Consider the following 13,081-nt stretch of genomic DNA (forward strand, 5'->3'; position numbering starts at 1 on the left):
AGCACATGTACGGAATGCCAGAAGAAATCGACGTCCAGGCCGACGGCGGTCTGCGCATCATCACGCTGAACCGACCTGATGCGCTCAATGCCGTCAACGACAACCTCCATGTCGGGTTGGCGCGGCTGTGGGAGGCGCTCAACGAGGACGCCGATGCGCGCGCGGCAGTGATCACCGGTGCGGGCCGGGCGTTTTCGGCCGGTGGCGACTTCAACTACCTCGACGAGTTGCGGCGCGACGAGGCCCTGCGACAGAAGACGATCAAGCATGGACGCGACCTCGTCATCGGCATGGTGCGTTGCCGCATCCCGGTCATCGCTGCCGTCAACGGGCCGGCGGTGGGGCTCGGCTGCAGCCTGGCAGCGCTGTCCGACGTCGTCTACATCGCCGAGAACGCGCACTTCGCGGATCCGCACGTGCAGATCGGTCTGGTGGCCGCCGACGGCGGTCCGCTGGTGTGGGGTTCGCAGATCAGCCTGTTGCAGGCCAAGGAATTCGCGCTGACCGGCGCGCGGATCACGGCCCAGCGTGCAGTGGAACTCGGCCTGGCCAACCATGTCGTACAGGATCCACTGGCCGAGGCGATCGCGTGTGCGAAGAAGCTCATGGACCTGCCGAGGCAGGCGGTCGAAGCCACCAAACGGTTGATGAACATCCAGCTGGAGCAGCAGGTGATGGCCTCACTCGACTACGCCAATCTCGCGGAATACGTATCGTTCGGGACCGCTGACTTCAACCGGATCGTCGACGGCTTGATCAGCTAGCACGCTTACACCCCGAGCACCCCTAGCACCCCTAGCATCCCTAGCACCGCGAGCGTGCGTGTCTGCTGCCCGACACTCCGTGCCGGGGCAGCATTCCACGCACGCTCGCGGAACGTCAGGGCGCGAGTTCTTCGGAACGCTGTACGGTGCCGGTGATTCCGTCGGCGTCCTGGCCGGCCAACAGCACCGCGGCCCGCGCCATGGCCTCGGGCGGTTCCACCATCTCGGGCGGAATCTGCATGCCCGCGCCGCCGGCCTGCCAGCCTTCGGTCAGCACGACCCGTGACGGGCTGAGGCAGTTGACGGCGATGTTGTCACCGCGCAGGTCTGCGGCCAGCCCGAGATACAGACGCTCGGCGGCGGCCTTGGAAACCCAGTAGGCGTTGGCGCCGGGCATGTCGACGCCCGTGGTGGTGATGGCGATCAATGAGCCGCCGCCACGGGCCCGGACATGCGGGATCACCGCCTTGGTCACGAGGAAGACGCCGGTGAGATTCACGTCGAGGCAGAGCTGCCAGCGTTTCAATGACGTGGTCTCCACGGGCCCGAGCCAGAGCACGCCCGCATTGGCGACCAGGATGTCGATGCCGCCGAACTCCGAAACCGTCGCGGCGACAGCGTCGTTCACGGAAGCCTCGCTGGTGACGTCGCAGGGCACGGCAAGGGCGCGCCCGCCGGCTTCGGTGATCTCCGCTGCCACCGAACCGATGGTGCCGGGTAGCTTGCCGGGTTGTTCGGACCGTGCCGCGACGGCGATGGCCGACCCCTCGGCGGCCAACGCGCGAGCGATCGTCGCCCCGATGCCACGGCTGGCGCCGGCGACGAACGCGACCTTCCCCTCGAGCGAGTGGGTCGACGCCGGTTCAGGCACGCTCATGGCCTATCGAGGGTGCGTGAAGTGCTGACAGATACCGGCGTGTTGACCAGCAGACACGCACGCTCGCGGTGCAAAGGGGGCACGGACACAGCCGTCACTTGGGGGGGAACCGCAGGGCCCCGTCGAGGCGAATGACCTCGCCGTTGAGGTAGTCGTTTTCGATGACGCTCTGGGCCAGTTGCGCGTATTCCACCGAACGGCCCATGCGCTTGGGGAATGGCACCTGCGGACCCCAGTACTGCTCGAGTTGGTCGGCCGCCTTGCCGTACGCCGGGGTGTTGATGGTGCCGGGCGCAATGGTGACGACGCGAATACCCAACGGGGACAGATCCCGTGCGGCGACGAGCGTCATGCCCAGCACGCCGCCCTTGGCTGCGGAATAGGGCAGTTGGCCGATCTGGCCTTCGTATCCGGCGATGGAGGCGGTGTTGACGATGACGCCGCGGCCACCCTCATCAAGGGGCTCGGTCTTGGCGATCGCCGCTGCCGACAGCCGCATCACGTTGAATACCGCCGTCAGGTAGAACTCGATGGTCTTCTTGAAGCCGTCGAGACCCAGGGGCGAGCCGTCCTTGCCGACCAGCCGGCCACCGCTGGCCGGGCCGCCATGCGTGTCGACGGAGATGCGCAGCGGCCCAAGGGATTCGGCTTCGGCGATGGCCGCGAGTACCGATTCCTCGGAGGTGGCATCGGTGGAGACATAGCGAATGCCGAGTTCCTTCTCCAGTGCGGCGCCTTTGTCGTCGGCAAGGTCGGCGACGACCACCTTGGCGCCTGCGCCGTGCAACCGGCGCACGGTCGCCTCGCCCAGGCCACCCGCGCCGCCGACGACGATCGCGGAACTTCCGGCGATTTGCATAGGGTTCCCCTTCTTGCAATTCATGCTCTCTAGTCGAGAGAATAACATTCTCATGTTGGGTGAACCAGGGAGACCTCCGATGCCCGAACCCGGGTTCTGCTCCGTAGGCTCACGATGATGTCCACCATCGAAGAGCTCATCGCCGCCGCGCGCAGCGGATCGCTGCGCGCCACCGGCCGGTTGCTGAGCCTGGTCGAAAGTGACCGCCGGAGCGAGGTTTTGGCGGCCATCGGTACTGAGGCACCGACGCCCCGCGTCATCGGTGTCACGGGCCCGCCCGGTGCCGGCAAGTCGACGACCGTGGGAGCGATGGTGGGCGCCTACCGTGCGACGGGCCTGCGCGTGGCGGTCCTGGCCGCCGACCCGTCCTCGCCGTACAGCGGCGGCGCCCTGTTGGGTGATCGCATCCGGATGGCGGCCCACATCAACGATCCCGACGTGTTGATCCGTTCGGTGGCCACCCGCGGACATCTGGGCGGTCTGGCGGCGGCGGTGCCTGCCGCGATCCGATTGCTGGCGGCGTTGTCGTATGACCTCGTCGTGCTGGAGACCGTCGGCGTCGGGCAATCCGAGATCGAGATCGCCGCGATCGCAGATCCGACGGTGGTGATCCTCAACCCCGGCGCCGGCGACGCGGTGCAAGCCGCCAAGGCCGGCCTGCTGGAGGTCGCCGATCTGGTGGTGGTCAACAAGGCCGACCGCGACGGCGCCGACCAGACGGTGCGCGACCTGCGGGCCGAGACGAGTGCTCCGGTACTCAAACTCGTTGCCGCACAGGGGGACGGGATTGCTGACCTCGTGCGAGCGATCGATGCCCACCACCGGTCCGACACCTCGGAGCGGCGTGCCGCCCGGGCCCGCGCGCAGATCCTGTCGCTGGCTCAGACCCTGTTGCGCAACCATGCCGAACTGGATCGGTTGGCGGGCGCGGTCGCCGACGGCAACAGCGACGCCTACACGGCAGCAGCGCGGTTGATCGCGGATTCAGGCGGGTAGCGCGACGATACGCCGCATCGTCTGCAGCAGTTCGGTGCGCAGTGTGTCGTCGTCGATGTCGGCCACCAGCGGGTGCATGACCGCGACACTGATGACCCCCGAGAGCATGGCGGCGTGCACGCGCGCCGTGGTGCCGGACCCGCCGCCGAGCAGTGCCGCGTAGAGCCGGTCGATGAACTGCTGAAACGGTTGGTGTTGCGCGAGCAGTCGCACCACGACCGGATCGAATTGCAGTGTGCTGGCTGCCCGCCGGCGCGCGACGGCCATCTCGATCACCCGGGTGAGCAGAACCTCCCGGGCCCGAACGGGTGAGCCCTCGGCCTCGGCCGCTTCCAGGGCGTCCTCCAGTTGACCGAGTTCGCGTTCGGTCAGTGCGATGACGATGGCTTCTTTGGTCTTGAATTGGTGGTACACCGCGGCTTTCGTGACGCCGATGGCATCGGCGATCATCTGTAATGACGTGCCGCTGACACCGTGCTCGACGATGAGCTCCAGCGCCGCATCGAGGATGCGGGTCTGTGCGGCACTGCGCGGCGTCCAGAGCATTCCCCGAGGGTAGCCGACTGGCTAGCGCGGGCGGTCAGGTGACGGACTTGCCTGTCGCTGCCGTGTATCCGCTGCGGTAGCCGAACACCATGGCGGGCCCGAGGGTGCCGCCTGCGCCGCCGTATGCCTTGCCCGTCACGCCGGCCATCGCGTTGCCCGCGGCGAACAGGCCGGGGATCGGTGACCCGCTGACATGCAGCACGCGCCCGTCCCGGTCGGTGCGGGGCCCGCCTTTGGTGCCCATCGCGCCGACCGTGACGGGCACCGCGTAGTACGGCGCGGTATCGATCGGGCCGAGGGTCTGACCGGCGGGCGTCGCCGCCGAGGTGTCACCCCAGTAACCGTCATAGGCACTGGAGCCGCGGCCGAAATCCGGGTCGATCTCGCGCGCGACGTTCTCGTTCCAGGCCCGCAGGGTGGCGGCCAGACCGTCGGGGTCGATGCCGGTCTTGACGCAGAGTTCGGCCAGATCAGCCGACGGCGAAAACCATTCGGGCACCGGCTCTCCCGGTGAGACGCCCAGGAATCCGTAGCGGTGCAGGTGAATCGAGTCGAAGACGATCCAGCCGGGATCGTTGGCATATCCGGTTCTCGGATCGAGGTACTGGAACGGCCCTGCCATCGAGTTGTATTCGCCGGCCTCGTTGAGGAAGCGCTTGCCCGCCCGGTTGACGATGATGCTCCGCGGCCGGGTGCGTTCCAGGCGCACGCTGCGGCTGCGGGGATGACCGTCGATGGTGTCGCCGGGAATCTGCACGACCGGCACCCACCAGGCTTCGCCCATGTTCGCCAGGTCCGCGCCGTGCGCCATCGCCATCCGCAGCCCGTCGCCGGTGTTGTTCGGTGGGGATACCGGACCGCGCATCGGCCCACGCAGATAGGCCTCGACCAGCCTCGGGTCCCACTCGAACCCGCCCGTGGCGAGCACCACGCCGCCATGCGCCCGTACCCGAATATCGATGCCGTCCACGGTGATTCGGACTCCGGTGATCTCCGTGGAATCGCCGATCAGCTCGACCGCGCGGGCGCCGGTGACCGGCTGCACGCCCAACTCGACCAGGCCGCGCAACAGCCCTGCGATCAGCGCCGTACCAGCTACGCACAAGTCGGTATCGGGGTCGTCATACCCGGCGTGGATGCGCGCGCGGGTCTCAGCGTCGATGCCGACGTTGCTGAAATCGGCTGGGAACGACGTGATCCGGTCCCGCCACGGGCCCAACCGGGCGAGGGCGACGGGTCCCGCGCTCAACGAACGTCCACCGCCGGGCCGCCCGCCGGGCAGCTCGGGTTTGTAATCGGGAAAGCCCTCGGCGACGGAGAACCGCAGCTCGCTGTGTTCCTCGACGAAATCGAGCATTCCCGCGCCGGTGCGTACGAAGGTCTCGACCAACTCGGTGTCCAGGTAACCCAGTGCCTGGGCGCGCAGATACGCGAGCGCGTCGGAGACCGGTAGCGGCCCGTCGGCGCCACGGTCGTGGGCGGGGATCCAGACGATCCCACCCGATACGGCCGTGGTTCCGCCGACGGTGGCGGCCTTCTCGTAGACGGCGACCGTGGCACCGTTGGCGGCAGCGGTCAGTGCTGCGGTCAACCCGGCCCCTCCGCTGCCCAGTACCACGACGTCGACGTCGTCGTCCCAATCTGTCATGGGTGCATGGCCTTTCAGTGCAGGATTGTGGACAGTTCGTGTGCTGCGCGCACCACCGCGTCCTTGCCGCCGAGGACGACGTCCTCGCGGTGTGAGATCAAATTGATGCAGGTGGGTGGTGACGGCGCGCGCCTGCGGACCGGCACTGCCAGCCCAAAGGTGTTCGGCTCGATCTCGCCGTGGGTGATCACCCAGCCTTGTTCGCGGGTCTGGCGAACCAGCTCGCGCTCCCCGGGGCGCGGTGCCATGCTCGCCAGCAAAGCCACGCCTGCTGCACCCAGTGCCAACGGGTGTCGGCTGCCTTCGTGGAAGGAGAGTTGGTAGAACACCTGGTTCGGCGTGAGCACCGCGACCGCGACCTGCTGGTCACCTTCGGCCACCAGGAGTGACACCGTGGTGCCGAGTTCGTCGGCCAGCGCGCGCAGCGTCGGCACGCACAGTTGGCGCAGGTTGTTGTCGAACGACGAGCCGAGCACCGCAAGGGCCGCCGCGGGTCGGTATCTCCCGTCGTCTCCCTTTGCGACATAACGGAATTGGCTCAACGTCGCCAGCAGCCGGTAGGCGATGGTGCGGTGGGCTCCGAGATGGTCGGCGACCTGCTGCACGGTCAGTCCGGCGGGCGCGTTGGCGATCGCCTGCAGTGCACTCAAACCACGGGCCAGGGTCTGTGATCCGGGGACGCCGTTGGGTGCAGCCTCGGTCTTCGGGTGGGTGACCCGGTTCGGCATCGCGCCCTCCTTGACAGAGATCTCGACGAGAGTAATGCTCTGATAATAATGCACGATCATGTGCGACATTTGAGCAAAGTGCTTACGAAAATGGAGAACGATATTCTCATCGACTCCGGAGAGGGGATCATGACGAGCACGGCTGCGGCGCCGGTCGCCCGCCCCACCGAGTTCGAGAGTGTGTGGAGCGATCTCCAGGGTGTCGCATTCTCCCAGGGCTATCTCGACGTCGCGGGCGTGCGGACGCGCTACCTGCATGCCGGAGAGCAGACACGGCCCGCGCTGGTTCTGCTACACGGGTCGGGCGGTCACGCCGAGGCCTACGTGCGCAACCTCGCGTCGCACGCCGAGCACTTCTCGACCTGGTCCATCGACATGCTCGGGCATGGCTACACCGACAAGCCCGGTCATCCGCTCGAGGTGGCGCACTATGTCGAGCATCTGATCGGCGTCCTCGACACCATCGGCGCTCAGCGAGCCCACATCTCGGGCGAATCGCTCGGCGGCTGGGTCGCGGCCCGCGCAGCCGTCGACCACCCCGACCGCGTCGACCGGTTGGTGCTCAACACCGCCGGCGGTTCCCAAGCCGACCCCGAAGTGATGAAGCGCATCATCACCCTGTCCATGGCGGCCGCCGAGAATCCCACCTGGGAAACCGTGCAGGCCCGCATCAAATGGCTGATGGCCGACAAGACCAAGGATTACGACGACATCGTGGCCAGCCGCCGGCAGATCTACCGCCAGCCGGGCTTCGTCGCGGCGATGAGCGACATCATGGCACTGCAAGATCCCGACATCAGGGCCCGAAACATCCTGGGGCCCAGCGAGTACGGCTCGATCACCGCGCCGACGCTGGTGGTGTGGACCAGCGACGATCCGACCGCCGACGTGGCCGAGGGGCGCCGCATCGCCGACATGATCCCCGGTGCCCGGTTCGAGGTGATGCCGGGTTGCGGACACTGGCCGCAGTATGAGGACCCGGACACGTTCAACCGGCTGCACCTGGACTTCCTGCTGAAGGACTAGCCGTGACCGAACTCGCAAACCACTACGACGTCGTGATCGTCGGTGCCGGCCCGGTGGGCCTGACCTTGGCGAACATCCTTGGCCTGCAGGGTGTCCGGACGCTCGTCGTCGAAGAACGCGACACCCTGATCGACTACCCGCGCGGGGTCGGACTGGACGACGAGTCACTGCGCACATTCCAGTCGATCGGCCTGGTGGCGGCGATCCTGCCGCACACCGTGCCCAACCAGATCCTGCGGTTCTACGACGGCAAGCGCCGGTTGCTCGCCGAAATGTCGCCTGCTGACGCGCGGTTCGGTTGGCCGAAGCGCAACGGCTTCGTGCAGCCGATGGTCGACGCGCAGTTGCTCGCCGGCCTGGACCGCTTCGACCATGTCCAGGTGGCGTGGGGGGTCCGGATGGACTCGGCCGCCCAGACCGCCGACGGCGTGACCGTGGACCTCGGCCCTGACACTGTGCAGGCGACGTATCTCGTCGGATGCGATGGCGGACGCAGCGCCACGCGGCATCTCATGGGCGTGTCTTTCGACGGCACCACCTCGGCCACCCGCTGGGTGGTCATCGATCTCGCCAATGATCCACTGGGACACCCGAACAGCGAGGTGGGTGCCGACCCCGACCGCCCGTACGCGTCGATCTCCATCGCGCACGGCATCCGGCGCTTCGAGTTCATGATCCATCCCGACGAAACCGACGAGCAGGCCGAAGATCCCGCGTTCATGGCGCGGCTGCTCGCGCCGTTCGTCGCGCATCCCGAGCGGGTCGAGGTGATCCGGCAGCGCGTCTACACCCATCATTCCCGCATCGCCGGCGCGTTCCGGGCCGGTCGGCTGCTGCTCGCCGGGGACGCCGCTCACCTGATGCCGGTGTGGCAGGGGCAGGGCTACAACAGCGGTATCCGCGACGCGGCCAACCTGGGCTGGAAGCTGGCCGCGGTGGTCAACGGGCAGGCCGCTGATCGGCTCCTCGACAGCTACGACGTCGAACGGCGCAAGCACGCGCGGGCCATGATCGACCTGTCCACCATGGTCGGCCGCGTCATCTCGCCCACCAACCGACGTGTCGCCGCGGTACGCGACCGGCTCATCCGCGGTGCCTCGGTGGTGCCCGCACTCAAGCGCTATGTGCTGGAGATGCGGTTCAAGCCGATGCCGCGGTACGACCAGGGTGCGATCCACCACCCGAAGCCACCGAGCCCGACCTCACCGGTGGGCACCCTGTTCATCCAGCCGCGGGTCGACACCCGCGAGCGGTGCGATGTGCTGCTCGACGATGTGATCGGGCCCGGCTTCGCGGTGTTGTGCTGGAACAACAATCCGCGGGCGGTGCTGGGTGCGGACGCGTTCGGCCAGTGGAAGACGCTGGGCGCCACCTTCGTCGCCGCGCGGCCTCAGACGCAGCTGCACTGGGACGCCGATGACGAACCGGCCGATCCCGATGTCGTGATCGTCGGCGACCGCACCGGGGCGCTCAAGGCGTGGTTCGACGGGCACGCCGAGTCGGTGCTGGTGATCCGCCCCGACCGCTGTATCGCCGGAGCCGACATCGCCCAGCGCGCACCGGAACTGAGCGCGGCCCTGTTCGAGGTCTTACACGTGACGCGGAAGGGAGGTGACGATGCCGATAGCCCTGTGCTGTATGTCGCACAGCCCGCTGCTGAATCTTCCGGGGCCGTCGCGGGAACTGCTTGACGACATCGCGGCCGGGCTCGATGCAGCCCGCGCGTTCGTCGTCGACTTCGATCCGCAACTGGTCGTCACGTTCTCGCCCGACCACTACAACGGCTTCTTCTACCGGCTGATGCCGCCGTTCTGCATCGGCACCGCCGCGGCCGGCGTCGGTGACTACGGAACTCACGAGGGCCCGCTCGACGTCGCCGCGGACATCGCCGAGGCGTGCGCCCAGGCCTGCTGGGAAGCCGGTGTCGACGTTGCCATCTCGTCGAGCATGGACGTCGATCACGGTACGGTGCAGCCGTTGCAGGCGCTGTTCGGCGACGCGTCCGCGCGCCGGGTGGTGCCGATCTTCATCAACTCGGTGGCCACCCCGCTGGGCCCCTTGGCGCGGACCCGGGCGCTCGGCGCTGCCGTCGGTGCTCATCTCGCGACCCTGAACCTGCGGGTGTTGGTGCTGGGATCCGGTGGGCTGTCCCATGATCCACCCGTGCCGACGCTGGCGACCGCGCCGCCCGCGGCGCTGGACCGAATCGTGCACGGCGTGGCGATGACGCCGGAGCAACGGCTGGCGCGGCAGAGCGCCGTGAGCCGGGCCGCCCACGACTTCGCCCACGGTGAGAGCCCGTTGCGCCCGCTCAACCCGGACTGGGATCGCAGCCTGCTGGACATCTTCGACACCGGTCGGCTCGCTGACCTGGACGGCTGGTCCAACACATTCATCGCGGCAGAGGGCGGCAACTCGGCCCACGAGATCCGCACCTGGGTGGCCGCGTTTGCCGCGCTCGCGGCCGCCGGACCGTATCGGACCGGCCACCACTTCTACCGGGCGGCACCGGAATTGATAGCAGGCTTCGCGATCAGGACGGCGGTACCCAGCGCATCATGACCTCAGAACAGTTCGACCACACCGTGGATCTGCTGGTGATCGGCTCCGGCGGGGGCGGCATGACGGCCGCACTGACCGCCGACGCAGGCGGGCTCGACACACTCGTCGTCGAAAAGTCGCCCCAGTTCGGCGGATCCACCGCGCTGTCCGGCGGTGGCATCTGGGTGCCCGGGGCACCTGCGCAGCGTCGCGCCGGCTACGTGCCCTCGCCCGACGGCGTCTTCGAGTACCTCAAGGAGATCACCGAGGGAACGGTCAGTGACGCCCGGCTGCGGCAGTACGTGACCGCGGCACCCGAGATGATGGACTTCCTGGAACGCACCAGCGACTGGTTCGAATTCGTCTGGAAGCCCGGGTACGCCGACTACTATCCCGAGCTGCCGGGCGGGTCCGCGCAGGGCAGCACCATCAACGTGCCGGCCATCGACCTGCGCAAACTCGGCGACGAGGAACGCCACCTGCTGACCCCGCTGGCGCTGGCACCCAAGGGAATCTGGTTCGCCCCCAAGGATCTTCGACTCTTCTACCAGATCCGGCAGAACTGGCGCGGCAAGGCAGTGCTGGCGAAACTCATCTGGCGGATGTTTCGCGCCAGGGTGTTCGGCGACCGGATGGCCGCCATCGGCCAGTCGCTGGCCGCCCGCATGCGGCTGGCCCTCAAAGAGCACGACATCCCGCTGTGGCTCGACGCGCCGATGACCGAACTGATCACCGGCGACGACGGGACGGTGCTCGGTGCGGTGGTCCACCGCGACGGGCAGCCGCTGCGGATCCGGGCCCGGCGCGGGGTGATCCTGGCCTCGGGCGGTTTCGATCACGACATGGCCTGGCGCAAAGAGCACCTGCCGGTCCTGGACAAGGATTGGAGCTTCGGCAACCCGGCGTCCACCGGCGACGGCATCCGAGCCGGGGAAAAGGTCGGTGCGGCAACTGATCTGCTCGATGAGGCGTGGTGGTTCCCGGCGATCTGCTGGCCCGACGGACGGCTGCAGTTCATGCTCAACGAGCGGATGATGCCTGCGCAGTTCGTCGTCAACGGCGAGGGCAAGCGATTCATCAACGAAGCCGCACCGTATATGGATTTCGCGCACGCGATGATCGCGGGTCAACAAGCTGGCGTCACCCACATCCCGTGCTGGCTCATCACCGACATCGACTCATTCCATCGCTACGTCGTGGCCGGGCACCTGCCGATCCCGAAGATCCCGTTCGCGCCGGTCCCCACCGGACGCACGGTGCCACGGGCCTGGCTGGATTCCGGTGTGGTGGTGCAGGCGCACAGCTGGGAGGATCTGGCCACCGAGATCGGTGTGCCCCGCGAGAACCTGCGGGCCACCGCCGAGCGGTTCAACCAGCTGGCGCACGCCGGGCACGATGACGATTTCAACCGGGGTGACAGTGCCTACGACAACTACTACGGCGACCCGACGCTGCCCAACCCTAATCTGCGCCCGCTCGGCAAGCCGCCGTACTACGCCTTCCAGATCATCCTGGGTGATCTGGGCACCTCGGGTGGATTGCGCACGGATGAGCACGCGCGGGTGCTACGCGCCGACGGCACGGTGATCGACGGCCTCTACGCGGTGGGCAACGTTTCCGCCGCGGTGATGGGCCGCACTTACGCAGGGGCCGGGGCCACCATCGGTCCGGCCATGACATTCGGGTACGTCGCGGCCAGACATGCCGCCAGAGGCCCGGACGAGCCCGCCGAGATCACCGAAAACTCACTGCAGCAACGGATTTCCTAGGAGGAAAACGACACCATGAAGATCTCGCTGTTCTACGAATTCCCGCTGCCCCGGCCCTGGTCGGAGGATGACGAGCATCAGCTGTTCCAGCACGGTCTGACCGAGGTGGAGGCCGCCGACAAGGCCGGGTTCTCCACGGTCTGGCTCACCGAGCACCACTTCCTGGAGGAGTACTGCCACTCGACGGCGCCGGAGATGTTCCTGGCCGCGGCGAGCCAGCGCACCAAGGACATCCGGCTCGGATTCGGCGTCATGCACCTGCCACCGCCCATCAACCACCCTGCCCGTATCGCCGAGCGGGTCGCGACGCTCGATCACCTGTCCAACGGCCGGGTCGAGTTCGGCACCGGTGAGGGCTCGTCGGTCGCCGAGCTCGGTGGCTTCGACATCGACCCTGCCGACAAGCGCACCATGTGGGAAGAAGCGCTCGAGGTGTCGATTCGCTGTATGACCGAGGCCCCGTTCACCGGCTTCAAGGGTGAACACGTCGAGATGCCGGCCCGCAATGTGATTCCCAAGCCGTTGCAGAGCCCGCATCCGCCGGTGTGGGTGGCCTGCACCCGCCCGTCCTCGGTGCAGATGGCCGCGCAGAAGGCCATCGGCGCACTGAGTTTCGCGTACACCGGGCCCGAGGCGCTCAAGGAACGCGTGGCCGGCTACTACCGGGAGCTCGAAGAACAGGGCACCCCGGTGACGCCGGCGATCAACCCCAACGTGCTCGCCATCGGCGGTGATCTGTCGATGATGGTCGCCCGCACCGACGAGGAGGCACTCCAGCGGCTGGGTATCGGTGGCGGCTTCTTCTCGTTCGGAATCATGCACTACTACCTGACCGGTATGCACACACCTGGGCGCACCAAGGTTTGGGAGCGCTACGAGCAGGCGGTCAAGGAAGATCCGACGCTGGCGTACGGTCCGGGCCGCGGTGCCATCGGCTCGCCGAACACGGTGCGGGAGTTCCTACGTGGTTATGAGGCCAGTGGGGTCGACGAGATCATCCTGCTGCTCAACCCGCGCAGCCACGAGGGCACGATGGAATCCATCGAGATCATGGGCCGCGAGATCCTGCCGGAGTTCATCGAGCGGGACGCCAAAGCCGTTGCTGCCAAGGCCAAGCGGCTCGAACCGGTGATCGAGAAGGTGGAATCCCGGCGCCAACCCTCGGAGGCCCCGTTGTTCGACGAGACATACTCGTTCGGTGGTCTGCCGACCGGCCGCGGTGGCAAGTTCACCGCGGGCGAGATCCCTGAGGCCATGGCCGAGATCAACGAAGGCCGGGTCAAGGCGGCACAGGCCGAGAAGGCTGCCCGCGACGCGGCAAGCTGAA

General features: G+C 67.5%; 12 protein-coding genes. 7 read left to right on the plus strand and 5 right to left on the minus strand.

The window, feature by feature from the left end; all coding sequences use genetic code 11:
• Window positions 1-5: 5 nt before the first annotated feature.
• A complete protein-coding gene (locus BTO20_RS10375) occupies window positions 6-764 on the plus strand; it encodes an enoyl-CoA hydratase/isomerase family protein (RefSeq protein ID WP_087075577.1) in 759 nt (252 codons plus the stop codon).
• A 115-nt stretch (window positions 765-879) separates the two neighbouring features.
• Here BTO20_RS10375 and BTO20_RS10380 read toward each other — a convergent pair whose 3' ends face one another.
• Both BTO20_RS10380 and BTO20_RS10385 read right to left on the minus strand, forming a co-directional pair.
• A complete protein-coding gene (locus tag BTO20_RS10380) occupies window positions 880-1,641 on the minus strand; it encodes an SDR family NAD(P)-dependent oxidoreductase (RefSeq protein WP_087075579.1) in 762 nt (253 codons plus the stop codon).
• 94 nt (window positions 1,642-1,735) lie between these two features.
• Entirely contained in the window at window positions 1,736-2,500 is a 765-nt protein-coding gene (locus BTO20_RS10385; RefSeq protein ID WP_087075581.1) for an SDR family NAD(P)-dependent oxidoreductase, read from the minus strand.
• A gap of 117 nt (window positions 2,501-2,617) precedes the next feature.
• On the opposite strand from BTO20_RS10385, the gene meaB reads away from it, so the two are divergent.
• Complete coding sequence (gene meaB, locus BTO20_RS10390; protein ID WP_198344322.1) at window positions 2,618-3,496, plus strand: methylmalonyl Co-A mutase-associated GTPase MeaB; 879 nt, start codon at window positions 2,618-2,620, stop codon at window positions 3,494-3,496.
• Here the strand turns inward: meaB and BTO20_RS10395 are convergent.
• The 3 genes from BTO20_RS10395 to BTO20_RS10405 are packed head-to-tail and all read right to left on the minus strand — an operon-like array spanning window position 3,485 to window position 6,418.
• The gene (locus tag BTO20_RS10395; RefSeq protein ID WP_087075585.1) at window positions 3,485-4,042 is read right to left on the minus strand and encodes a TetR/AcrR family transcriptional regulator; all 558 of its coding nucleotides are present in this window, start codon (window positions 4,040-4,042) and stop codon (window positions 3,485-3,487) included. The genes meaB and BTO20_RS10395 overlap by 12 nt on opposite strands.
• Before the next feature lie 34 nt (window positions 4,043-4,076).
• Window positions 4,077-5,690, minus strand: coding sequence for an FAD-dependent oxidoreductase (locus BTO20_RS10400; RefSeq protein ID WP_087075587.1), 1,614 nt, complete (start codon window positions 5,688-5,690; stop codon window positions 4,077-4,079).
• A gap of 14 nt (window positions 5,691-5,704) precedes the next feature.
• Window positions 5,705-6,418, minus strand: coding sequence for an IclR family transcriptional regulator (locus tag BTO20_RS10405; protein WP_087081903.1), 714 nt, complete (start codon window positions 6,416-6,418; stop codon window positions 5,705-5,707).
• Window positions 6,419-6,547: 129 nt separating this feature from the next.
• On the opposite strand from BTO20_RS10405, the gene BTO20_RS10410 reads away from it, so the two are divergent.
• Genes BTO20_RS10410 through BTO20_RS10430 form a run of 5 tightly spaced genes read left to right on the plus strand, consistent with a single transcriptional unit; the run spans window position 6,548 to window position 13,080 of the window.
• Window positions 6,548-7,444 (plus strand): alpha/beta fold hydrolase, encoded by an 897-nt coding sequence (locus BTO20_RS10410; RefSeq protein WP_087081905.1) that lies wholly within the window; start codon window positions 6,548-6,550, stop codon window positions 7,442-7,444.
• A gap of 2 nt (window positions 7,445-7,446) precedes the next feature.
• The gene (locus BTO20_RS10415) at window positions 7,447-9,135 is read left to right on the plus strand and encodes a bifunctional 3-(3-hydroxy-phenyl)propionate/3-hydroxycinnamic acid hydroxylase (protein WP_087075589.1); all 1,689 of its coding nucleotides are present in this window, start codon (window positions 7,447-7,449) and stop codon (window positions 9,133-9,135) included.
• A complete protein-coding gene (locus BTO20_RS10420; RefSeq protein ID WP_232491102.1) occupies window positions 9,083-10,006 on the plus strand; it encodes a 3-carboxyethylcatechol 2,3-dioxygenase in 924 nt (307 codons plus the stop codon). Before BTO20_RS10415 ends, BTO20_RS10420 begins: the two co-directional genes overlap by 53 nt.
• The gene (locus BTO20_RS10425; protein WP_087075593.1) at window positions 10,003-11,754 is read left to right on the plus strand and encodes an FAD-binding protein; all 1,752 of its coding nucleotides are present in this window, start codon (window positions 10,003-10,005) and stop codon (window positions 11,752-11,754) included. The genes BTO20_RS10420 and BTO20_RS10425 overlap by 4 nt, the downstream gene beginning before the upstream one ends.
• Window positions 11,755-11,769: 15 nt before the next feature.
• Entirely contained in the window at window positions 11,770-13,080 is a 1,311-nt protein-coding gene (locus tag BTO20_RS10430) for an LLM class flavin-dependent oxidoreductase (protein WP_087075595.1), read from the plus strand.
• Window position 13,081 lies beyond the last annotated feature (1 nt).

It is taken from the genome of Mycobacterium dioxanotrophicus, from assembly GCF_002157835.1.
Classification (GTDB): domain Bacteria; phylum Actinomycetota; class Actinomycetes; order Mycobacteriales; family Mycobacteriaceae; genus Mycobacterium; species Mycobacterium dioxanotrophicus.